Origin of the sequence: Neobacillus niacini, from assembly GCF_023715785.1 — a bacterium.
Lineage (GTDB): Bacteria > Bacillota > Bacilli > Bacillales > Cytobacillaceae > Neobacillus > Neobacillus niacini_E.
The window spans coordinates 19,564-43,481 of record NZ_JAMBOX010000013.1; the positions used below are offsets into that span (position 1 = coordinate 19,564).

Annotated in this window: 22 protein-coding genes and 1 tRNA gene; 14 read left to right on the forward strand and 9 right to left on the reverse strand. The window is 41.8% G+C overall.

Annotated features, from left to right (window positions below; all coding sequences use genetic code 11):
• Positions 1–54: 54 nt before the first annotated feature.
• Positions 55–768 (forward strand): ZIP family metal transporter, encoded by a 714-nt coding sequence (locus M3234_RS20370; RefSeq protein ID WP_285858573.1) that lies wholly within the window; start codon positions 55–57, stop codon positions 766–768.
• A 130-nt stretch (positions 769–898) separates the two neighbouring features.
• On the opposite strand, the gene M3234_RS20375 is transcribed toward M3234_RS20370, so the two are convergent.
• Positions 899–1,180, reverse strand: coding sequence for an amidohydrolase family protein (locus M3234_RS20375; RefSeq protein WP_262306469.1), 282 nt, complete (start codon positions 1,178–1,180; stop codon positions 899–901).
• A 258-nt stretch (positions 1,181–1,438) separates the two neighbouring features.
• Between M3234_RS20375 and M3234_RS20380 the strand changes: the two genes are divergently transcribed.
• Positions 1,439–2,707: a mechanosensitive ion channel family protein gene (locus M3234_RS20380; RefSeq protein ID WP_262306470.1), complete on the forward strand. Its 1,269-nt coding sequence runs from the start codon at positions 1,439–1,441 to the stop codon at positions 2,705–2,707.
• 87 nt (positions 2,708–2,794) lie between these two features.
• On the opposite strand, the gene M3234_RS20385 is transcribed toward M3234_RS20380, so the two are convergent.
• The 4 genes from M3234_RS20385 to M3234_RS20400 form a co-directional block, all read right to left on the reverse strand.
• The gene (locus M3234_RS20385; protein WP_262306471.1) at positions 2,795–3,553 is read right to left on the reverse strand and encodes an ABC transporter permease; all 759 of its coding nucleotides are present in this window, start codon (positions 3,551–3,553) and stop codon (positions 2,795–2,797) included.
• Positions 3,546–4,466, reverse strand: coding sequence for an ABC transporter ATP-binding protein (locus M3234_RS20390; protein ID WP_262306472.1), 921 nt, complete (start codon positions 4,464–4,466; stop codon positions 3,546–3,548). Before M3234_RS20390 ends, M3234_RS20385 begins: the two co-directional genes overlap by 8 nt.
• A 78-nt stretch (positions 4,467–4,544) precedes the next feature.
• Complete coding sequence (locus M3234_RS20395; RefSeq protein WP_262306473.1) at positions 4,545–5,465, reverse strand: sensor histidine kinase; 921 nt, start codon at positions 5,463–5,465, stop codon at positions 4,545–4,547.
• Positions 5,462–6,163, reverse strand: coding sequence for a response regulator transcription factor (locus M3234_RS20400; RefSeq protein ID WP_285858563.1), 702 nt, complete (start codon positions 6,161–6,163; stop codon positions 5,462–5,464). The genes M3234_RS20395 and M3234_RS20400 overlap by 4 nt, the downstream gene beginning before the upstream one ends.
• Positions 6,164–6,415: 252 nt before the next feature.
• Here M3234_RS20400 and M3234_RS20405 point away from each other — a divergent pair, with 252 nt between their 5' ends.
• A complete protein-coding gene (locus M3234_RS20405) occupies positions 6,416–7,351 on the forward strand; it encodes an alpha/beta hydrolase (protein ID WP_311315671.1) in 936 nt (311 codons plus the stop codon).
• A 365-nt stretch (positions 7,352–7,716) separates the two neighbouring features.
• Positions 7,717–7,790, forward strand: a tRNA-Gly gene (locus M3234_RS20410).
• A 76-nt stretch (positions 7,791–7,866) separates the two neighbouring features.
• Here the strand turns inward: M3234_RS20410 and M3234_RS20415 are convergent.
• Positions 7,867–8,538 (reverse strand): B3/B4 domain-containing protein, encoded by a 672-nt coding sequence (locus tag M3234_RS20415; RefSeq protein WP_262306474.1) that lies wholly within the window; start codon positions 8,536–8,538, stop codon positions 7,867–7,869.
• A 108-nt stretch (positions 8,539–8,646) separates the two neighbouring features.
• Here M3234_RS20415 and queG point away from each other — a divergent pair, with 108 nt between their 5' ends.
• From queG to M3234_RS20460, 9 genes are all read left to right on the forward strand, one after another.
• Positions 8,647–9,780 (forward strand): tRNA epoxyqueuosine(34) reductase QueG, encoded by a 1,134-nt coding sequence (gene queG, locus M3234_RS20420; RefSeq protein ID WP_262306475.1) that lies wholly within the window; start codon positions 8,647–8,649, stop codon positions 9,778–9,780.
• Positions 9,781–9,904: 124 nt separating this feature from the next.
• Entirely contained in the window at positions 9,905–10,795 is an 891-nt protein-coding gene (locus M3234_RS20425; protein WP_262306476.1) for an amidase domain-containing protein, read from the forward strand.
• A gap of 70 nt (positions 10,796–10,865) precedes the next feature.
• Complete coding sequence (trmL, locus tag M3234_RS20430; RefSeq protein ID WP_262306477.1) at positions 10,866–11,339, forward strand: tRNA (uridine(34)/cytosine(34)/5-carboxymethylaminomethyluridine(34)-2'-O)-methyltransferase TrmL; 474 nt, start codon at positions 10,866–10,868, stop codon at positions 11,337–11,339.
• A gap of 459 nt (positions 11,340–11,798) precedes the next feature.
• Positions 11,799–13,694: a PrkA family serine protein kinase gene (locus M3234_RS20435; protein WP_262306478.1), complete on the forward strand. Its 1,896-nt coding sequence runs from the start codon at positions 11,799–11,801 to the stop codon at positions 13,692–13,694.
• Between the two features lie 363 nt (positions 13,695–14,057).
• Positions 14,058–15,224: a sporulation protein YhbH gene (gene yhbH / locus M3234_RS20440; protein ID WP_262306479.1), complete on the forward strand. Its 1,167-nt coding sequence runs from the start codon at positions 14,058–14,060 to the stop codon at positions 15,222–15,224.
• Positions 15,225–15,345: 121 nt separating this feature from the next.
• On the forward strand, positions 15,346–16,533 hold the full coding sequence (nagA, locus tag M3234_RS20445) for an N-acetylglucosamine-6-phosphate deacetylase (protein ID WP_396953973.1): 1,188 nt from the start codon (positions 15,346–15,348) through the stop codon (positions 16,531–16,533).
• Positions 16,530–17,252 (forward strand): glucosamine-6-phosphate deaminase, encoded by a 723-nt coding sequence (nagB, locus tag M3234_RS20450; RefSeq protein WP_262306481.1) that lies wholly within the window; start codon positions 16,530–16,532, stop codon positions 17,250–17,252. Before nagA ends, nagB begins: the two co-directional genes overlap by 4 nt.
• Before the next feature lie 42 nt (positions 17,253–17,294).
• Positions 17,295–18,017, forward strand: coding sequence for a GntR family transcriptional regulator (locus M3234_RS20455; protein ID WP_262306482.1), 723 nt, complete (start codon positions 17,295–17,297; stop codon positions 18,015–18,017).
• Between the two features lie 140 nt (positions 18,018–18,157).
• Positions 18,158–19,204 (forward strand): CAP domain-containing protein, encoded by a 1,047-nt coding sequence (locus tag M3234_RS20460; protein WP_262306483.1) that lies wholly within the window; start codon positions 18,158–18,160, stop codon positions 19,202–19,204.
• Positions 19,205–19,252: 48 nt separating this feature from the next.
• Here the strand turns inward: M3234_RS20460 and M3234_RS20465 are convergent, their stop codons facing one another.
• The 3 genes from M3234_RS20465 to M3234_RS20475 all read right to left on the reverse strand — a co-directional run bounded on the left by M3234_RS20465 (position 19,253) and on the right by M3234_RS20475 (position 22,553).
• Entirely contained in the window at positions 19,253–20,500 is a 1,248-nt protein-coding gene (locus M3234_RS20465; RefSeq protein WP_262306484.1) for an ATP-binding protein, read from the reverse strand.
• A gap of 148 nt (positions 20,501–20,648) precedes the next feature.
• Positions 20,649–21,740, reverse strand: a complete 1,092-nt coding sequence (locus M3234_RS20470; protein WP_262306485.1) for a GGDEF domain-containing protein — start codon at positions 21,738–21,740, stop codon at positions 20,649–20,651.
• Positions 21,741–21,893: 153 nt separating this feature from the next.
• The gene (locus M3234_RS20475) at positions 21,894–22,553 is read right to left on the reverse strand and encodes an FMN-dependent NADH-azoreductase (protein WP_262306486.1); all 660 of its coding nucleotides are present in this window, start codon (positions 22,551–22,553) and stop codon (positions 21,894–21,896) included.
• 293 nt (positions 22,554–22,846) lie between these two features.
• On the opposite strand from M3234_RS20475, the gene M3234_RS20480 reads away from it, so the two are divergent.
• Positions 22,847–23,857: a DUF1646 domain-containing protein gene (locus tag M3234_RS20480; RefSeq protein ID WP_262306487.1), complete on the forward strand. Its 1,011-nt coding sequence runs from the start codon at positions 22,847–22,849 to the stop codon at positions 23,855–23,857.
• Positions 23,858–23,918: the final 61 nt, after the last annotated feature.

Here is a 23,918-nt window from a genome sequence, read left to right on the forward strand (position 1 = left end):
TAAAATGAAATAGTGATTGGTATTGGAGGGACTGGTGTGAGTGTGCTCCCAGTTATGGGTATTTTTATTTCTTCGTTTTGTACATGCCTGGGCGCCATGCCCGTATTGTTGATCAAGAATGTTTCACATAAAGGGAAGGATATCTTGTTGGCGTTTACTGCTGGCATCATGGTATCGGCTTCAGCCTACGGTTTGATCCCCTCTGCTTTGAAGCTATCGAATATGGTCGTTTTAGTGGTTGGCATTTTAGCGGGGACTTTGGTATTGATGTTATTGGAAAGCAGTCTGCCTCACATGGATTTGGACCATTCGCTTTCCGTTCCAAATCGTTCGAGCACATTGCTTTTTTTAACGGCGATGTCCCTGCATAATTTACCTGAGGGGCTATCTGTTGGGATCAGTAATATCAGTGATGCCCAGGAATTAGGAGCTGTTGTTTCATTTGCCATCGGGTTACAAAATATTCCTGACGGATTTTTAGTAGCATTATTTTTATTGACTCAAGGTGTAAGCCGAGTTCAGGCAATTTTTCTTGCTACCTTAACAGGAGTGGTTGAGTTTCTTTCAGGATTAATCGGTCTCTATTTCGGCGGATCTTTTACATATATAATCCCTTATGGTTTGGCATTTGCAGCAGGGGCCATGCTGTTTGTTGTTTATAAAGAACTAATCCCCGAAAGTCATGGGGATGGCAACGAAAGAGCCGCCACTCTCGCATTTATCATCGGTTTCCTAACTATGTTCTCATTAACAGAAATACTAAGGTAAGGAGTGGTGAAAAAGGTGGCAGGATCATCCAATTTTCGGATGATCCTGCCACCTTTCAGTTAGCACTAATTAATGGCCTCGTGTCACTTTCATGTTGAGGGGGATAATCCCTTTAGGGATAGTAAGGAACTTACGATTGTTTTAAGAAATCTATTTCGATTTCATTTTTTCTTGGTTCACGTTTGAAGAGGTATTCACCATTCCGAATGGATGCAAGTACTTCTGCACGCTCACGAATCGCTTCATATGCATCATGTGCATCTAATACGATAAAGTTTGCTGGTTTCCCAGCTTCAATGCCATACTCATCGTTCACCCTCATAATGTTTGCTCCGTTATATGTGATCAGGTCGAACGCCTTATTGATTTCATCAATATGTGTATAATGAGCTAAATGGATCCCATTGTCCAAAATATTCATCATAAGATGCGCATATAACAATCAACATTGAATAATGACTATACGCATTTACCTGTTTCTTGTATATTGATTCTATCAAATAGTATCAATAACTTCACAATATTAGATTATTAAATTGCTCAATCATTAACAGAAGAATGATTCTTCTTTATCAGGTGTTAATAAGTTATTTTTGATATAATAGTAGAATCTCTCATTTATCAACTTCACCTATGAGACCGAAAACTAGTAAATAACGGAGGGAAAAAGATGGAGTTTATTCGTAATCTGCTATTAAAATTTGACATGGGTCCTCAACTAACGGAGTATCTATCTATTATTATAATGATTCTTTTTATTGCAGTTGTCTGTTTGGCATCGAATTTTATCACGAAAAAGGTAGTCATCAGGATTATTAATCATATCTTGACAAAAAATAAGTTCAAGTGGGATAAAATCATGTTGGAGCGGAAGGTTTTCCATAGGTTATCCCATATTGTTCCCGCGTTGATCATCTATTCCTTTTCTTCAACCTTCCCGGCCTATCAGCAATTGATTGAAAAGGGGGCCATTGCCTATATAATCATTGTTGGATTAATCATTATTACGACCTTGTTAAATGCGGGTAATGATATTTATCAAACGTTTGAAATCTCGAAGATTAAGCCGATAAAAGGATACATTCAGGTTGTTAATATAATATTAATCACATTAGGAGTGATCCTGGTTGTGGCGAACCTGATTGGCAAGAGCCCACTTATTCTTTTAAGCGGGTTTGGTGCTCTTTCAGCCGTCCTCATGCTGGTTTTTAAAGATTCGTTATTAGGTCTTGTTGCTGGAATCCAGTTGGCGGCCAATGATATGGTTCGAGTTGGTGACTGGATTGAAATGCCTAAATATGGGGCGGATGGAGACATTATCGATATCTCTTTAAACACAGTAAAGGTGCAAAATTGGGATAAAACGATCACGATGATACCAAGCTATGCCCTGATATCCGACTCTTTTAAAAATTGGCGAGGGATGCAAACCTCTGGAGGGCGTCGGATAAAGCGATCTTTATTTATTGATACAAATAGTATTTCATTTTGCTCCGAGGAGATGATCGATAAATTTATCAACATCCAATATCTTTCGGATTATATCATCAACAAGGAACGCGAGATTGAAGAATACAACGCAAAAAATGAAATTAACCGGAGCAATCCTGTGAACGGAAGAGCGATGACAAATATCGGTGTGTTTAGGGCATATATCAGTAATTATCTTCAACATCATCGTGGAATCAATCAGGAAATGACCTTAATGGTCAGGCAGCTAGCACCCACAGAATACGGTTTGCCAATTGAAATTTATGCATTTACAAATGATATAAGATGGGCAGTTTATGAATCGGTCCAAGCCGATATCTTTGACCATCTGTTTGCGGTCGCGCCAGAGTTCGGGCTTCGATTATTCCAGAATCCGTCCGGCAATGATTTTAAAACAATGGTGGCAGAAACAAGAATGGATGGAATGGTTAGGGAAAGGGAGTATTAAACGGGTTGCTAGGATCCAAAAATTCGGAGACAATAAAGGCAAGCAACGGTAATCGATTGCTTGCCTCATTACTCGATATGGTACATTTTAATCAATATCAGTTTTTAAATAGTAGATTATGCACAGAGCCATGCTCACGATAAATGTAATTGCTGCGATTGAAATGCTATAATTCGACAATGTGAAATGGACGAACTCCATTTTGCCCTGGCTGTCAGTTGTAAAAGAGTGAAACAGGGTGGTGATCGGATACAATGTCGGAATGTATTTGGCCACGGAATCTAGGTTTAATCCCATAATACAAACATTCACAATTGTCACGAATGCTCCGTAAATGATCGGCATGATAATATTCCTGCTCAGCAGCGTAATCAAGATTGCAACAGGGAGCAGTGAACATTGGAGCAGCAATACGAGTAAATTTATTTTTAAATGTTCCTCCATAATAGCCATTGTCAATGGCTCATGCGGCAACAGCAACCCTCCTAAAATCGTTAAAAGCAGCTGCAAAATGATGGCGCCAAAAATGAATAGGACAATGATGATGAATTTTGCCATGAAAATTTTTGCCCGGCTGACAGGATAGGAAAACAAAGTGTTGGCAGCGCCGCATGAGAATTCCCGACTATAAATATAAGCTGCTATCAACACATATAAAATCGTACCGCTAAACAAGTAGGTCATTTGTTCCACTTGAAAGATATATCGGTTCCAATAGACATACGCGCCTTGTCCAAGCCATCCCAGGCACATTAAGGCGGGAAAAAAACAAATGCCTATCAATAGCAACAAATAAAAATACGACTTTTTTAGTTTCAGAAATTCACAGTACATAACATTATACATGGTTGTGGCCTCCCGTTAACCGCACGAAGTAATCCTCCAGGTTGTCGACGCTTATTGCCATCTCATGCAGGTCTACTTCATTTTGAATAAGAGTTTTGGCAATTCTTGAACTATCATCATAGCCTTCGTATATTCTGACAATATTTTTCTCTGACACCTCAAAATCGCTGATTCCTAGTTTGGTCTCTAGTAAAAAGCAAGCTTTTTTATCATCACTGACTCTAATTTTTAAATACTTCTTATTGCGCTTCTGCAGTTCTTTATAATCCAATTCTTCATAAAGTACACCTTTATGGATAATTCCGATCTCCGTGGCCAAATGCTCAATTTCACTTAACAGGTGGCTCGAGATAAGAATCGTTATCCCGTTATTGTTTTTTAAATTAATTAATGTTTCCCGGATTTCCTTAATGCCAATCGGATCCAATCCATTGGTTGGCTCATCTAAAATCAGGAGTTCCGGCTTATGAAGCATAGCTCTTGCGATGCCCAATCTTTGCTTCATGCCAAGCGAGAAATTTTTCACCTTTTTTCCTTTCACTTCATTTATATCCAATCCTGATACATCAAGGGCTTCCTTGATATACTCCTTATTTTCGATTCCAATCATTCGCCGATGAATTTCAAGATTTTCTTCCGCTGTCAAGTTAGGGTAAAATCCCGGGTATTCGATCATAGAGCCTATTCTTTTATAAATATCTCTGGAGTACTGGCTTTGACCAAATAACTCAATTTCTCCGTTAGACGCTTTTATTAATCCCATCATCATTCTTAACGTTGTCGTTTTGCCGGCGCCGTTTTGTCCTAAAAATCCATATATTTCACCTTTCTTAATATTGATATTTAACTTGTTGACCACTGGTATTCCTTTGTAGGTTTTCGTCAAATTGTGGGTCCTGACTGCATAATCCATCTTAATGCCTCCTTTGAAACGGAAAAAGGTTATGTTTTCATCGTAAAACATAACCCTTAACTGCCATTTTCATATTCCTTACATATTTCTTAACTTTTTTGGCAATGTCACCGTAAAGGACGTTCTTTCAAAAGGGATGCTGCTAACCGCAACATTGCCGTTATGTTTTTCCACAAGTTTTTTAACGATGCTTAACCCCAGACCGCTGCCTTTTAATCTCCGGCTTCTTGATTTTTCCGCTACATAAAGCCGGTTGAAAATATAAGGTACATCCTCCTCTGGAATTCCCCGGCCTTTATCCCATACCTCGATTGTGATGGAATCGTTTTGTTCCGCCAAGCTGACCCCGATTACATTCCCGGCGCTTCCGTATTTTAGGCTGTTGGAGATTAAGTTCTGCACCATTCGGTACACTGCTTGTTGATCTGCACCCACGAATATGTCCTCAGGTGGCAGTTCTATTTTTGGTTGGATTCCATTAGCCTCAAAGTCTTTCAAAAAGGATAGCATGCATTGTCGGAGCAGCTCGGAAATGTTTAAACGCCTAGGGTGAATTGGAAGATCATCAGAATCCAGTTTTGAAAAATGGTAAAACTCTTCTAATAAATCTACTAAGAATTCACCTTTTGCACTGATGATGGAAAGATACTCCTGACGTTCTTCTTCGCTTAGACTCTGATCATCTTTAAGCATTTCCACATAACCCAGCATCGACGTTAGCGGGGTTCGCAAGTCGTGAGAGATGTTGGATATCATCTTTTTTCGATCGTCTTCATATTGCTTATTCAGGACAACAATCTTGTGAAATTCATCAATAAGCCGATTTAGATTAATAATTAATTTCTTTAAAAACCTATTATTATCACTGATTCTAATTCTCTCATTAAAATTTCCCTTAATAATGTTGATGATACTGCTGGAAATTTTGATTATTTTTATATTTTGAAAAACAATTATGAAAGTTAAGATTACAATGAGGGTTAACGTTATGTAAATCATAGCGAGTTACCTAATCTATATCCAATGCCCCATACTGTTTCAATATATTTAGGCTCATTGGGATTATCCTCAATTTTATTTCGTAATCTTCTAATATGAACCATGACGGTATTATCATCACCGTAATATTCTTCACCCCAGACTGATTCAAATATTTGCGCCTTTGTAAATACCCGATTTGGATGTCCAAAAAATAGTTTCAATATTTCATATTCCTTTGCAGTTAGTTGAATCGTCCTGTTATTTTTCGTAACTGTGTAGTTATCCAAATCAAATTTTATTGCTCCATATTCTTTTACATTTTGTTTAGCGTCATGATTTGTACGGTAGTACAAAAATCTTCTAAGCTGTGCCTTGACTCTGGCGACAAGTTCCGCAATGGAAAACGGCTTTACGAGGTAGTCATCGGCCCCTAGACCCAGTCCGATTACTCTGTCACTTTCTTCGGTCTTGGCCGATATGATGATAATCGGTGTCATATCTGTTGTTCGAATCCGCCTCATGACTTCCAATCCATCAATTTTTGGCAGCATAATGTCAAGCATGACTAATTGAAATTCCTCGTGATCATAAGCATCAAGTGCTTCTTGCCCATCAAAAGTACAGTAAATGTTATAACCTTCTTTTGTTAACGCCTTGTTAATCATTTGGTTAACATCATAGTCATCTTCTGCTAATAATATTTTTATTTCATTCAAGACGCTCCGCCCTCCAAAGGAACCGTAAATAAATTACAATAGTTACAGGATTTGATAATTCTATTATAAATGAGCATTTTGCATTATGATAAATTATTTGGCATGAATCTTATTAAGATAGGAGAAATTGACAATCTCCCAAAGGTTAGATATATTTTTCTTAGATTAATAGCGAGAAGGAAACTCAGAGACTTACACAATTTATTCGGCAATTGGGTAAGTCTCTTTTTTTCTGATTACTGGGAGTGGTGAATGATGCAGCAAGTCGATTTTTCTTATCAAACGAATGACGGTGTGGAAATTTTCGCATGCAAATGGGTGGGAGATGGAGAAGGGCAGCCAAAAGCGATTGTGCAAATCGCCCATGGAATGGCTGAACATATTAAACGCTATGATCCTTTTGCCAGGGAACTGGTTGCACAAAATATGTTTGTATATGGCAATGACCATCGGGGCCATGGAATGACCGGGTCCAAAACCAACAGCATGGGTTATTTTGCTGATGAGCAAGGCTTTGAAAAAGTCGTGAAAGACATGGAGACCCTCACCTCCATCATCGAAAGAGAGTATCCTGATGTGCCGATTTTTCTATTCGGCCATAGCATGGGTTCGTTTTTATCAAGACGGTACATACAACTATACGGAAACAGGCTTGCAGGAGTCATTCTCAGTGGTACGGGCGGTGATCCGGGAATCATGGGGAAAATCGGCAAACTGATTGCTTCAAGGGAGAAGAAAATGAAGGGCGCGAGGACGCTTAGTCCATTAATGAACAAGCTTACTTTTGGCAGCTATAATAAAGCGTTTCGGCCAACCCGGACCGAATTTGATTGGCTGAGCAGGGATGAAAAGGAAGTGGATAAATATATCGCCGACCCTTTATGTGGCGGGGTTTTTTCTTCAGGATTTTTCCACGACCTGCTTGAAGGGCTTGAAACGGTTAATAAACCGGAGAATATTATGGCGACACCGGCAAGACTGCCAATTTTTCTCATTTCCGGCAGCAAGGACCCGGTAGGGGCAAACTCAAAAGGTGTTTTAAAGACGTTCCAAGCTTACAAGGCGGAAGGGATGCAAAATGACGACTATAAATTTTACGAAGACGCTCGCCATGAATTACTAAATGAAACAAACAGGGATGAGGTTCAAGTGGATGTGATTCACTGGATTAATACGTATCTCAAATAAAAGCAAAAGTCCACTGCACTGGTGGACTTTTTGCTTTTAAAAGAAAATATTCGACAAAATTCGAGTTTTTCCCTTGACGAACTTAGAAATAGTATGTAATATAATAAAGGTCAGTTGGTTGTTCACCAAATTGCCAAAAATAATGGTGGTAAAACCCTTACTGTCAGCATACCATATCAAAAAGCCTCAACTATCAGTAATTTAATCTTTGCGGGTGTAGTTTAGTGGTAAAACCACAGCCACGAGCAACGCATCGTGAATAGGCTTCGAGTTGCCTCGACGCATCCAGCATCCTCGAATATGCTTTTAGAGGAAGAGGCATGAACGTGCGTGTAAATAAACTTTAACTTAAATTAATATTCTTTGCGGGTGTAGTTTAGTGGTAAAACCACAGCCTTCCAAGCTGTTGTTGTGAGTTCGATTCTCATCACCCGCTCCATACATAGGTAACGCAGTGTAACGTTTCGAAAAGAACGTTGCGCTGCGTTTTTTCAATTTTATAGATAAAAAGATGCCTATTGGCACCCGATAACTTGATACGACGCATCGCCGCCATGTATTTGGACAAACATGTCCATCAACGATTCCGTCAGTTTTTTAGCATTCTCAGCATCAGTTGATGGTCGAAGATAGATGATTTGCAAAGCATTTTTCGTATTAAAGGTAACGGCGGTTTTCTCTGAATCCACAAACGGACTTCCAAACGGTCCGTTCTGGTCAGAGGACAAAACAAGGCGCTCCAGTGAATTGCTCCTGCCGTTTAATCCTATGTATTCTTCGCCTTGTCTTCCAAGTCGAATTTCCAACGGCCCTTGTAACAAATCGAGATCATAAAGCCCGATCGGCAACTGATATTGCAGCGAGAAAAAATTATAGAGGTCTACCGCACTTTGGCCGGACGCAAAGTAATTTTGCTTTTTCACTCTTCTATATAAAGCCTCGGCAGAGTGACGGTACCTGTTCGGATCCTTTCCAGTCTTTTTAAAAATGTTCCGCCATTCCTGAATGCCTGGCAAGTCAGAGACACTTTTGCTCTCCAAGTCGAAATATATGGACTCCTGAAATAGCTGCAGCCTTCCTTTTAACATTTGCGGCGATTCTCCGACCGTAATGTTTTTATATTCAATTATTCCCACCTTAAAATCAGGAATCAGTTCTGAAATCTCCGTTGAAACACGAATTTCCAACAGTTCCACCTCCAAAATTGCTTGAAAATAGTTTATCATAGATAGATGTGAAACCAATAAATTCAACTTTTATATAGAGAAAATTTTTTGGAAGGGAGGTTGCTCAAAATGGATATTCAAAAATTAAAGGAAGAAATCATTGCTTACAGTAAAGAAATCGGCATCGATAAAATCGGCTTTACGACGGCCGACCCGTTTATGGAATTGAGAAATCGCTTGATTCGCCAGCAGGAACTCGGTTACCAATCAGGATTTGAAGAGCCGGATATTGACAAGCGGGTCACGCCAACATTGTTGCTGGAAGGCGCCCAATCTATCATCTCGATTGCCCTTGCTTACCCTTCAAAAATGATGAATCGGGTAGAAAGTAAAAAAGGCGCTCGCCGGGGGATGTTTGCCCGTTCCTCATGGGGGCAGGATTACCATCATATTTTACGGGACAGGCTGGGCAAACTGGAAGCATTTATTTTATCCAAAGTGCCTGAAGCCCGGTTAAAATCGATGGTCGACACTGGGGAATTATCGGACCGTGCCGTTGCGGAACGGGCGGGAATCGGTTGGAGCGGAAAAAATTGTGCGATTATCACGCCTGAGTTCGGATCTTATGTTTATATCGGCGAATTGATTACGAGCATTCCATTTGCACCCGATACTCCTGTCGAGGATCAATGCGGCAGCTGTACCAAGTGTTTAGACGCCTGTCCGACCGGGGCATTGGTCCAAGGCGGACAGATCAACGCCCAGCACTGTATTTCGTTTTTGACGCAAACAAAGGAACTGATTCCTGATGAGTTCCGTGAAAAAATCGGCAACCGCATCTATGGATGTGATTCCTGCCAAACGGCTTGCCCGCATAATAAAGGTAAGAACTTTCATTTTCATGAGGAAATGGAACCGGACCCAGAAGCGGTTAAACCTTTATTAAAGCCGATTTTAAAATTAAGCAACCGGGAATTCAAACAGAAGTTTGGCTATCTCGCCGGTTCGTGGCGGGGGAAGAAACCCATCCAGCGGAACGCAATAATTGCTCTGGCTCATTTTAAAGATGAAACTGCAGTTCCTGATTTGGTGGAAGTGTTAGAAAATGAAGCGAGCCCTGTGGCCAAGGGCACGGCAGCCTGGGCGCTTGGGAAAATCGGCGGCGAGGTGGCGCTGGCGGCTTTGGAAAAAGCCCGTGAACGGGAAACGGAAGATGAGGTACAAAAGGAAATTGAAAAAGGCTTGAATTTGATACGAAATTAGGAAGAGCGAACTTCAGGGTTTGCTCTTTTTCATGCCCTTAGCCCTAATTCGTAAAAATTCCACCCCACTTGATTTTAAAATCAACCCACTTTCATATGAATGAAGGGAAGGGAGTGGAAAGAATATGCATAAATCACTTCAAGATTTGTTTGACTTACGGGTACAACAATTTGTTTCAAGCCAGCGAGGTTCCAAAGATTATTTTTCAAAAGCAGAACGAAAGCTGGAGGCGATGGCGAAACGTTCTGCGGAGATTGTTAAAGTGAAGGTGACCGGGAAAATTATCGAAACCGCGGATGAAGATGATTTTCAAAGAATAAAATATCAAGCCCATTATCAATATTTGGTGAAGCAAAAAGGGAATCTTTATATGGAAGAAGAAGGGGAAGAAAGAATAGCCAAGTTCTACCATGGAGCACTGATCATGGATGAGGAAATGAACCCGCCAGTCTATCAAGAATACCGGGAAGAGGCTGCTAACACTAAAGATGAAGCGGCAGCCGAAGAGCCCAGGGAAGAACGAATCAGTTACCAATATAACCGCCTCAGGGCTGTTCAATATGCAGAGCGGTGGTGGAACACCTATAATCCGGCGTATCCAAAGTTTGATAATGATTGTACAAACTTTATTTCGCAATGCCTGCATGCTGGTGAGGCTCCGATGCGGGGATACCCCAACCGCGGTACCGGCTGGTGGCTGCGAAGTAAAAACTGGAGCTATAGCTGGGCGGTCGCCCACTCATTAAGAACCTACCTGCCAAATTCCAAACTCGGCTTGAGGGCAAAGGAGGTCAGCAGTCCTGAAGAATTACTGTTGGGAGATGTTATTTGCTACGATTTCGAAGGGGACGGCAGGTTCAACCACAATACCATTGTGACGGGCAAAGATGCATATGGGATGCCGCTTGTGAATGCCCATACTTACAACAGCCGGATGCGCTACTGGGCCTATGAGGATTCCTCTGCCTACACGCCCAATATTAGATATAGGTTTTACACCATTGTAGATGGATGAGGCTGTGTTCTTGAAGGAGAAAAGGATCGTGGTATAATAACAGATAGAGTTTTAATTTGAGGTGAAAGTCATGCCAGTGCATGTAGTCTTATATCAGCCAGAAATCCCGGCAAACACCGGAAATATTGCCCGTTCCTGCGCAGCAACCAATACCATGCTTCATCTGATCCGCCCTTTAGGTTTTTCAGCCGATGACAGAACGTTAAGACGGGCTGGCCTTGATTATTGGGAATTCGTGAACATCATTACTTACGATTCATTAGATGAATTTTATGAAAAAAATGCCGGTGGCGAATTTTTCTATTTAACGAAATTTGGCCTGAAGGACCATACAGCTTTTGATTACAGCAAGCCAAACAAGGATTACTATTTTATTTTTGGCCGCGAAACAACAGGGCTTCCAAAAGAGATCATTGAAAAAAACAAAGATGTCGCACTTAGAATCCCGATGAACGACAATGTCACTTCATTGAATCTATCCAATACCGCGGCGATATTGATTTACGAAGCCTTAAGGCAGCAAAACTATCCAGGTCTAAAATAGACAGAAGAGGTCCTGTACCGAAGGGTCTCTTTTTTTAAAACAGCTAATAAATACGCTGGATCTTGTCTTCATGAATACATGCGATAAATCACGTCTAACACTGACTATCACAAATAGAAAAGGCTGCCCCACGCTTAAAGGGCAGCCTTTTTTCTCTTATTTCGCACCAGGGTTATGCATTTGGTTTATCGTTATATCCTGCAGTGAAGATTGCGGCCAGAAACGCGACCATGACCAATAGAATTAGGAATAAGCTCATCGTATGTAAATCCCCCTTCTACAAACAAATTTCATTTATAAACATATAGTAATATTATAGCCTAACTTAGAAAAATGAAAAGGCCCAGATTCTCGAATCACAGCAAAAAAAGAAAAACAGCCTTATCGTCACGCATGTTCGATAGACCAAGTGCATAGAGTATATTAATCGTCTCTGATTAACTACAGGGGGAGGGCTATATGGATATTTTAAGAAAAATCGAGATGTATCGTGAAGAAGAGGAAAAACTTCGCTGGGAAGGAACATTCGCCGACTATTTGCTGTTGTTAAAGGAAAAGCCATGGGTAGCGCAGTCTGCACATTCTCGAGTATATAATATGATCAAGGATGCCGGAATTGAAGAAGTTAATGGGACGAAGAAATACAACTTTTTCTGCAATGAACTATTTGGACTGGAAGAAGCATTGGAGCGCCTCGTAGAAGAGTACTTTCACCCGGCGGCCAAACGGTTGGACGTCAGAAAACGAATCTTGCTTTTGATGGGACCGGTAAGCGGTGGTAAATCCACACTTGTGACCATGTTAAAAAGAGGCCTTGAAAAATATTCGCATACCGACCGTGGCTCAGTTTTTGCCATCAAGGGTTGCCCGATGCATGAGGATCCGCTTCATTTAATTCCGCATCACTTGCGGAAGGATTTTTATGATGAGTATGGAATCCGAATTGAAGGAAATCTGTCCCCATTAAATATGATGCGCTTGGAGCAGGATTATGGCGGCAGAATTGAAGATGTGTTAGTTGAACGAATCTTTTTCTCCGAGGACAAACGGACTGGAATCGGAACGTTCAGCCCATCTGATCCGAAATCTCAGGATATTGCCGATTTGACAGGAAGCATTGACTTCTCCACGATTGCCGAATTCGGTTCCGAGTCTGACCCAAGAGCTTACCGGTTTGACGGGGAGCTAAACAAAGCGAACCGCGGGATGATGGAATTCCAGGAAATGTTGAAATGTGATGAGAAATTCTTATGGCACTTGCTGTCATTAACGCAGGAAGGCAATTTCAAAGCCGGGCGATTCGCACTGATTTCAGCAGATGAACTAATTGTGGCCCATACAAACGAAACCGAATATCGCTCTTTTATCTCCAATAAGAAAAACGAAGCACTCCATTCCAGAATTATCGTTATGCCAATTCCTTATAATTTAAAAATGTCCCAGGAAGAGCGTATTTATGAAAAAATGATTCGCGAAAGCGATGTAGCGGATGTTCATATTGCGCCGCATACGCTCCGGGTCGCAGCCATGTTCACAATACTCACCCGTTTGAAGGAGCCGAAAAAGGGCGACATTGACCTGATTAAGAAAATGCGTCTTTATGACGGCCAGAATGTTGAAGGCTATAATACAGCCGATGTTGACGAACTCAAGAAGGAGTATCCGGATGAAGGCATGAGCGGCATTGACCCGCGTTACGTGATTAACCGAATCTCATCGACGATTATTCGCAAGGAAGTGCCATCGATTAATGCACTTGATGTGCTGCGATCGTTGAAGGACGGTCTCGACCAGCACCCGTCGATTACTGCCGAGCTTCGTGAACGGTATATGAATTATATTTCCTTGGCACGCAAAGAGTATGATAATATCGCCAAGAAGGAAGTCCAAAAAGCATTTGTTTATTCTTACGAAGAGTCTGCCAAGACATTAATGGATAATTACCTCGATAACGTGGAGGCTTACTGCAATAAAGCCAAGATGCGCGATCAGTTAACGGGTGAAGAAATTAATCCGGATGAAAAGTTGATGCGTTCGATTGAAGAGCAAATTGGAATTTCGGAGAATGCGAAGAAAGCGTTCAGGGAAGAAATCTTAATCAGAATTTCCGCATTCGCCCGGAAAGGCAAGCGGTTTGACTATAATTCCCACGACCGCCTGCGTGAAGCAATTCAGAAGAAACTGTTTGCCGATCTAAAGGATGTCGTCAAAATTACCACATCTACGAAAACGCCAGATGAGCAGCAGCTAAAGAAAATCAACGAAGTAGTCGCCCGCCTAATCGACGAGCATGGCTACAACTCCACCTCTGCGAACGAATTACTAAGGTATGTAGGAAGTCTATTGAATAGGTAATGGAAATAAGACTGGCGGAACCTCTGCCAGTCTGTTTTTTTCTAACCTTAAAATTGTCTAGCTTCAGCGCCTAGGGGCTCGGGGTCATAAGCCAATCCGTCAAGAAGGCTAAAAAGCAGCCTTCTCGCCGGCTCGTCTTATGCCTGTCGCCCCTGGTCAAGGCGCTTACGCTTTTCTGTAAAGCTCGTCCATTTTCATAGGCAAACAAACCAATTGTCTAAATTATTTGTAAATTATTCTTCGTTTCTGCATAGGATAAAGTAATCCAATCCTATAGCTATTTTTTCATTCGCGTTATTGTATGTAAATGTTTTAAATGTGTGCATGTCAAATTTCATATTTTTTTTCAAGGAGGGGTTTGTAATGACTGATAACAACCATCAATTTGTGATTTCGAAAGAAGATTGGTCCCTCCACCGTAAAGGCCACGATGACCAGCAGCGGCATCAGGAAAAAGTACAGGAGGCCATTCGCAATAATTTACCTGATTTAATAACGGAAGAAAGCATCATCATGTCTAATGGTCGCGATGTTGTAAGAATTCCAATACGATCACTGGACGAATATAAAATCCGCTATAATTATGACAAAAACAAACACGTGGGCCAAGGTGAAGGTGACAGTCAAGTTGGGGACGTAGTGGCACGTGACGGATCGAGCGGACAAAAAGGGCCTGGGAAAGGGCAAGGGGCCGGAGACCAGGCTGGGGAAGACTACTTCGAAGCTGAAGTTTCGCTTATGGAATTGGAGGAAGCATTATTCAAGCAACTGGAGCTTCCAAATTTAAAACGAAAAGAAGAGCAGGAGCATCTCGTTGAAAATATCGAATTCAACGATATCCGAAAGATCGGATTAATGGGAAATATTGATAAGAAACGCACGATGATGTCAGCCTTTAAACGGAATGCCATGAGCGGGAAGCCGGCATTTCATCCAATTTACAAGGAAGATCTAAAATTTAAGACCTGGAATGAAATTGTCAAGCCGGATTCCAAAGCAGTGGTCATCGCTATGATGGACACAAGCGGTTCGATGGGGATTTGGGAAAAATATATGGCCCGCAGCTTTTTCTTCTGGATGACCCGATTTTTACGCACGAAGTACGAAACGGTGGAAATTGAATTTATTGCTCACCATACAGAAGCCAAAGTCGTTTCGGAGGAGGACTTCTTCTCTAAAGGCGAAAGTGGTGGAACGATTTGTTCTTCGGCCTATCGCAAGGCATTGGAAATTATTGAGTCAAAGTACCCGCCGCGGAAATTTAACATTTACCCGTTCCATTTTTCGGACGGTGATAACCTGACATCGGACAATGCCCGCTGCGTCAAATTGGTTGAGGAACTGATGAAGGTATCCAATATGTTCGGCTATGGAGAGGTAAATCAATACAACAGGCATTCAACGCTAATGTCCGCGTACAAAAACATCAAAGACGAGCGGTTCCGCCACTATATCCTCAAGCAGAAGGCCGATGTCTTCCATGCGATGAAAAGCTTTTTCCAAAAAGAAGAATCGGAAGTATATGTTTGATGTAAAGTCATGGCAGGTGTCAAACACCTGCCGATTTTCTTTCGGATCACTGGTATAGACAACTATACCTAGTGCATGCTAATATTAAATTATCAACCGAAGGGAAGTTTTGAACATGGATATGACACATATTTTGCTTAAAGGTATGCGTGTTTATTCGGAAAATGGCATCATCGAGAATGGATACATAAAGATAAACGGTAAAGAGATTATCGAGGTAGGGGCGGTAGAAGAGCTCAAGGAGGATCCTGGCTATAAAGTGGTAGAGCTGCCTTCTGATTATCGTGCCGTTCCGGGCTTTATCGATGTTCATATCCATGGGGCCGCAGGAGCCGATACGATGGATGCGACAAAAGAAGCGCTGGATACGATGGCAACCGCATTGCCAAAAGAAGGGACCACTAGTTTTTTAGCAACGACTATTACCCAGGAAGCAAATCAGATTGAAAAAGCACTGGAAAATGCAGCTAATTACATAATGAATCAGCCTTCCCAGGGTAAAGCGGAAGTACTGGGCGTCCACCTGGAAGGCCCGTTTGTGAACCCGAAAATGGCTGGAGCTCAGCCGAAACAGCATATTATCGAACCTGACCTGCCATTATTTAAAAAATGGCAGGAGATGGCGGGCGGCAATATTAAACAAGTCACCATTGCACCTGAACAGCCAGGAGGATTGGAGATGGTCCGTTACTTAAAGGAAAATTCCGTGATTGCCTCACTGGGTCATACAGACGCCACATACGAACAGGTGGATCAGGCAATTGAAGCTGGGGCAAATCAAGTTACCCATCTCTATAATCAAATGCGAGGGCTGCATCACCGTGAGCCTGGGGTAGTCGGGGCCGCATTTTTACGAGACGAATTAAAAGCCGAGCTCATCGTCGATGGCGTTCACTCTCGTCCAGAAACGGTGAAGCTTGCCTACCAACAAAAGGGCAGTGAAGGCTTAATTTTAATTACGGATGCCATGCGGGCAAAATGCCTGAAAAATGGCCAGTATGACCTAGGCGGCCAGGAAGTAACCGTAAAGGACGGGAAGGCAGTACTTGCGGACGGCACTCTTGCCGGCAGCATTTTAAAATTGGGCCATGGTGTAAAAAATATCGTAGCATTTGCCGGCTGCTCATTGGCGGAGGCTGTCGAAATGGCCTCGGTAAATCCAGCCAAGCAGCTAAACATGTATGATAAGAAGGGCAGTATCACTCCGGGAAAAGATGCGGATATCGTTATACTCGATCCTGACTTGGAGGTTACAATGACATATTGCCGGGGAGCCCTGGCTTTTAATAGGGAGGAGAACAATCAATGAAACTGATCGAAGTGAAGGATTATGCCGAAATGAGCCAAAAAGCGGCTGCGTATATTATTGAAAAGGTCCGCCAAAATCCAAGGATGAACCTGGGACTGGCAACAGGGGGGACGCCGATCGGGACGTACCAAGCATTAATTAAGGATCATCAAAAAAATGGAACGACCTACCAAAATATCACAACGTTTAACCTGGATGAATATATTGGACTTTCAGGCAGTCATCCAAATAGTTATCGCTATTTTATGAATGAGAATCTGTTTAGCCAAATTGATATTGAAAAAGCAAACACCCATATTCCACATGGGGACGCAGATGATTTGGCGGCAGAGTGCGCCCGATATGAACAGTTAATTTCTGGCCATGGTGGAATCGACCTGCAAATCCTTGGGATAGGCAGTAACGGACACATTGGATTTAATGAACCGGGTACATCATTTGATTCAACAACCCATATTGTTGATTTGGCATCTTCAACGATTGAAGCGAATGCAAGATTCTTTGAACGAATTGAGGATGTTCCGACCAAGGCGATTACAATGGGGATTTCCAGCATTATGAAAAGTAAAGAAATTTTGCTGTTAGTATCAGGGGAAAGCAAAAAGCAGGCATTGGATCAGCTGTTAAACGGGGAAATAACAGAGCATTTTCCGGCCTCTGTCTTAAAAAAGCATCCTAATGTCACAATAATTGCCGACAAAATCGCCGTTTCCGTTTAATATAAAAGATATAAGTTTAATGAGAAAGGTGTTCTATAGTGAATGATTAATAAAAAGTCCCCGATTCCGCTTTATTATCAGCTTGAAGAACATATAATCGAATTGATTGAAAAGGGCGAATTAAGGCCGGATGATGCCCTTCCGCCCGAACGGGAATATGCGGAAAAGTTCGGAATAAGCCGGATGACAGTCAGACAGGCGTATACCGAGCTTGTAAATAAAGGTTATTTGTACCGGCTCCAGGGCAAGGGAACTTATGTTGCGGAACGGAAAATTGAACAGCCACTGCAAGGATTGACCAGCTTTACTGAAGAAATGAAAGCAAGAGGAATGGAACCGGGCAGTCAGCTTATTCATTTTCAGATCAATCCTGCTTCCGAAATTATTGCCAAACAGCTTGCGATCTCCGAGGCGGAACCTGTTTATGAAATCATGCGCGTCCGCTTGGCGGATGGAGTCCCTATGGCAATCGAAACAACATATATTCCCGCAAATCTCATTCAGGGAATGACCCAAGAAATAGTCAATCAATCGCTATATGCCTACATTCAAGAGAACCTGAAATTAAGGATTTCCAGTGGATCGCAGGTTATTGAATCATCGATTGCCAGCCAGAATGAAGCAAAATTGCTGCATATTGGTAAAGGGGCACCAGTTATGCTGATTGAGAGCACTACCTATCTTGAAAACGGAACTCCTATAGAATATGTAAAATCTGTATATCGTGCAGATCGGTATAAATTTATCCTTAATATTAATCGTTAACCTAAAAAACAGGTGCTTCTGGCATCTGTTTTTTTAGGTAATTGGTCCTGCAGTCGTTATTTCCCATTAATACTTTTTTCGAAAATATAAAAACTAATTATGCAAGACAAATGGGTTTTTAAAAAAAGGGGGTTTGACGAGTGATAAAAAAATCAGTCACTATGATGGTAACAGCCATCCTGACAATCGGATTGGCTGCTTGTAATAACGACAATAGAAATGATCTAAATGACCGTGATCGGGTCGGTATGAATGACAGAGATCGTGACAATGGTGTAATGGATGTCCGTAACGGGCGGGATGATGGCATTGACCACAATGGACCGCTTACTGAGGATTACACAAATAATGATAACAGCGATCGGGACTTTGATGCGAACCTGTTCGACGACAACCGTAACCGTAAAAACAGGAATAACAATGATGATATGATTTCGGCTTACCAAACGAAGCTGGATAGCAATCAATATCCACATACAAGAGCCGTATTGATTAGAGATGCCAAATATCAATATGTCCGCGTCGATCCAAGCCAAGGCAACTGGTTCCAAACAGGGGTCATTCATCTGCCTCCTAATACTCAGTATCAAAGGCCAACGGCTCAAGCGCCAACGGGACAGCAAGGCCAGCGTGAAGCACAGCCAGCACCTGCGCCAAAGCAGCCAGCACAGCAGACTCAACCGGCACCTGCGCCTAAGCAGCCAGCACCTGCACCACAGCAGCAGGCACAGCCAGCTAAGCCTGCGCCACAGACTCAAACAAATCAGCAAAAGCCGGCACAACAAAGCACGACCCCGGCTGCAGGGAATAACAGTCAATATGTTCAGCAGGTCATTGATTTAACGAACCAGCAACGCAGTAAAAATGGGCTTCCAGCGTTAAAGACAGATACGCAATTAAACGGTGTTGCGCAGAAGAAGGCGTTGGATATGCAGCAAAATCACTATTTCTCGCATACAAGCCCAACTTATGGCTCCCCGTTTGATATGATGAGGGATTTCGGCGTAACCTATAAATCAGCTGGTGAAAATATTGCCCAAGGCCAGCGTACGCCGCAAGAAGTTGTAAATGCTTGGATGAATAGCGAAGGCCACCGAAAAAATATTTTAAGCTCCAACTTTACTCATATTGGCGTGGGATTTGAAGGTACCGGAAACCATTGGGTGCAAATGTTTATTGGTAAATAATTGAAAAAACAACCGACGGTATATTGCCGTCGGTTTATCCATTACTGTTCACGATCGAAGTGAAGCAGGAAATTTAAATTGAAAAGTGGTCCCGGCACCCAATTCACTTTCAACTGAAATGAATCCCTCCATGGCCCGGACAATACTATATACGACCATCATTCCGAGCCCGGTTCCATTTTTTCCTTTTGTCGAATAGAAAGGTTCGCCTAAGCGTTCAAGTTGTTCAGTGGACATGCCTATTCCAGTATCCTTTATGATAATCGAAACAAAGTCGTGACTATATTCCGTCGATACCATCAACGAGCCGCCATTTGGCATCGCTTCAATGGCATTTTTGAGAACGTTAACGAAGCATTGGCGAAACTTCTGCTGGTCTCCTTTAATATTGCCAAGCACTGCGAATTCAGTTGAAATCGCCACCGAATTCTGATTGGCTAATGGTTGAACAATGCTGATGATTTGTTTAAGTTCCCTTTTTACATTCAGGTCTTGAAAGCTTTCAATGGCCGGTTTGGCAAAGGTCAAATAATCCTGGATGACCCGCTCTGCCGAATGTAGCTCTTCTTTTACAATCGCCAGGTATTCCTTCCGTTTTTGTCTTGGGAGGTAATCGTCTTCAAGGAGTTGAACAAATCCGCTTGCAGCAGTCAGCGGATTCCGAATTTCATGAGAAATAGCCGCTCCCATTTGTTCGACGGCTTTTAATTTTTCCGCTTTAATCAGCTGCTGCCTCATTTCACTGTTTTTCCTGACAAATTCGATTGAATAGGCGATAATACCTATGCCGGTGGCGGGGATGACTAGATAGGCAAACCAGACATCAAACCAATTGGCGTGGGTATCGGATAATACCATTCCAAATATAGTTAGAACTCCAAGAACCACCCCAAAGCCAATTGCTATTAATACACGGCGGGGCGGCAACTGTTTCCAAAACCAAGGGTGCAGCCGCCACACTACAATAGCAAATGGAATATATAGCAGCGTGGTTAGGAAAAGGCCGGAATCCAGCCCATAAAAACCCCGAAGAATAAGAGCAGATCCAACGAGAATTGGTCCAATGCCAACATATAAACCGCCGACTACTAATGGAATAATGCGCAAATCGAATCTTGCATAGGATATTGGGCTATAGGAGAATTGAATGCAAATCCATAGTGCGGCCATAAAAAATAGCACGATGGAGGATTTCGACAAGGTGAATTTTTTACTTTTTTCAATAAAAATTAAACTAATAAAAAGCAAAATCATTAAAAAGGAGAGATTTAGGAAAAGATGTTTGGTAACTTCCATTTGCTTCACCGTCCAAAGAGGAGCTGATAGGAAAATTTTACAGTGAATTTCCGCAAGTTACAACAAAAATTATCATTCTGTCCCTGAAAATACTGAAATTCGCCAAATAAAAGGGCGACTTGAGCAGTACCCAAGCGCCCTTTTTATCCTAATGATAGGCAGAAATTGTGTTCCTGCCATTTGTTTTAGAAGTATATAATGCCGAATCACCCTTATGAATTAATTCCTGCGGCTCGCCCGATGGATGGGGGACCATGCCGGCTATACCAATACTTAAGGTTACGATATCGGCAATTTTCGAGCTGCTGTGAGGAATTTTCAAGGACTGAACCGCTTTTTTGAGGGAACCGGCAAACTTTTCCCCATCCACCTGGGTTGTAAAGGGCATGATGATAGAAAACTCTTCACCGCCGTATCGGCAGAATGTATAGCCTGATTCTGGAGGGATGAGGCTATTTATTTCCCGAGCGATGGTTTGCAAACAGGAGTCTCCGGATAGATGGCCATAGGTGTCATTATACTTTTTGAAGTAATCCAAATCAAACATAATCAAGGTTAGCGGCGCATGCTTCACTAAGCAATTTGCCCATTCCTTTTCAATCGTAATGTCAAAAAATCTTCTATTGAAAATACCGGTTAAACCATCACGGTAGGATAGATGATTTAACTCCCGGAGGGCATCGTTGGACCTGTCAATATACACCGAGGTATGGTAAGCGATAAAACCTCCGATTAACGAGATCATGTAATGCGTAATTAAAATGTTTTTTAGTACAACCGGGTCATCAACGTTAATGGCCAGCACGATGGTTACGATGAACAGGCCGCCAAGGTTCATCGTAAAGGCTTTGGCTGTGTGATTGTAATGAAGCTTTGAAATCGCTCCAGATATGACACCTATTGCTATCATTCCGATTGATGCATAGATTGCGGCGCTGGTAATATCAAAAAATATAATTCTCCCGAGTGCAATAAGTACGGAAGCAATAATGGCCGGAATAAAGCCCCCAAAAGCTGCCGCTAATACAATCGCCAAATGGCGGAGATCGGCAATGGTGGTCACGCTAACCTTAATGCTATATAGCATAAGGATGTTGCCTAGTGCCCCATAGGACAAACCCCAGTAAACTTTAGTCGAAAAAGGGGAAATGTGACGTAATGGCATGTTTTTAAAAATCTGCCCCATGATAAAAAATGAGGTAATTAAAATGGAGGCATTCGAGATAAAATCCTTGAACATTAATGTAATCTCCTAGCAATGGATAATGGGATAAATTCCCCTAAAAGTTAGTTCACCTCTGATTATACTATCATTTTTACAAACATCGACAAAATTTGCTAAAAAATAAAAGCTTCCCACATCTATTGGGAAGCTTTTTGAATGAAGAGAATCTTAAACAGGAAGGGGGGTTTTTGCCATTTCCTTTGCCGACAAAATGGCCCTTTCCTTCGCGGCCTCAACAATTTCAGAGGCTTTTCTAGGATTTAAATCCAAGCCCTCGGCAATGACTGTATCCATCATTTCAATACCAAGGAAGTTCATTGCTATTCTTAAATAACGATCTCCAGACTCCAGTTCCTGCATCGGGGTGCCAGTATATTGCCCGCCTCTCGTCTGGATATGGATCGCGCGTTTTCCGGTTAACAGCCCCTTAGGCCCGTTTGCCGTGTGGACAAATGTTTTACCGGCAATAAACAGGGTATCGATGTATGCTTTTAACACGGCAGGAGAGTTTAAATTCCACATTGGCGAAACAAATGCATAGTAGTCGTAGCTGATAAATTCATCTGCAAGCTTGTGCATTTTTAGGATTTTTTCTCGTTCGGCATCTGACAGCTGATCCAATGTATAGCCATATCCTGCAAGCTTACCACGGGCAAATACCAAATCCCGATCCATTTGCACAAAATCCAACGCAAATAAATCGATTTTCTCTATTTCTACATCGGGGCGTTCTTCATGAAAAGCTTCGAGAAAAGCTTCGCCAATTTTCAAGCCCTTTGATTTCTCAATCCCTTTTGGATTAGCTGTAATATATAGTAATTTTTCCACTGTAACACAACCCATCTAATTAAAATCTTTTCATTACCTCTATTATAGGGAATATTCTTTGCGCAGAATTGAACAAAAGGTGAAGTTTTTGAACATTGAGTGTCAAGTTAGAAGTAAATAGTTCTTATTAAATTGTTAAAATTGATAATATTTGCCGCCTATTAAACATGACACATGCGATTAAAATAAAGGCTGGCACTTGGGAAAGCAGCCATTATTAACTGTCAAACTTTTAAAAAAGATATTATAATGGAATTAAATCTAAATATATCTAATAGAAGGATTTGGGAGAAATGATTGGTTTACTCATTATTTTATTTTTAGTTTTGTTTTTACCCTTTTTTGTCAAACAGGTTGAGCACAATTTGGAGGTTTTCCTATTTATCATGGGGATTGCTGCGGCTTCCATTAGCGGGATGATGAGTCTGCATTTAGTTGAAAAGGCCCTTGTGGACCCAATCAACATTACCCTGGCCGTCCTAATTGCCGGTCTGTTATGTAAATGGCTTCAAGTTCCGCTCGAAAAATCCATCCTATTCCTGATTAAAAAAATGTCCCTGCCGATTTTTTTAGCATTAACTGTCATCATTTTAGGTCTGGTTTCCAGTATTATTACTGCGATCATTGCCGCTATTGTTCTGGTTATTATTATCAATGTGCTTCCGCTTGATCGTAAAGCAGAGGTCCGCTTAACCGTATTGGCTTGTTTTTCCATAGGTCTTGGGGCGGTGTTAACACCAATTGGCGAGCCTTTATCTACGATTACAATCAGTAAACTAGATGAGGATTTTTTCTATTTATTTCGCTTGATTGGTCCTGAGGTCATTCCAGCCGTTATCATTTTTGGGTTACTAACGATTTTTTTGGTCAAGCCAGTGGAATCTTCCAGTGGATTAGAGTCTGAACAAAAAACCGAAAGCTACAAAGAAATATTGATTCGGTCGGTAAAAATCTATTTATTTGTCATGGGACTAACCTTCCTCGGGCATGGGTTTGAGCCGCTAATTAACGAATACATAATCGGGCTTCCACCAGCTTTGTTGTATTGGATTAATATGATTTCCGCTATTTTGGATAATGCTACCCTTGCCGCGGCAGAAATTAGCCCGGCTATGGATTCCGAAACGATACAGGCCGTCTTGCTCGGTCTGATTATCAGCGGGGGGATGTTAATTCCAGGGAATATCCCAAATATTATTGCAGCAGGAAAGCTGAATATTACCAGCAAAGAGTGGGCCCGGTTCGGATTGCCAGTTGGGTTGATCACGATGGCAGCCTACTTTATTATCTTGCTCGTTATGTGAATCGGAAGTTTAAGTATATTGTCCGGCTTTATCAACGCATTCTGAGCGGAAGCCGGACAAT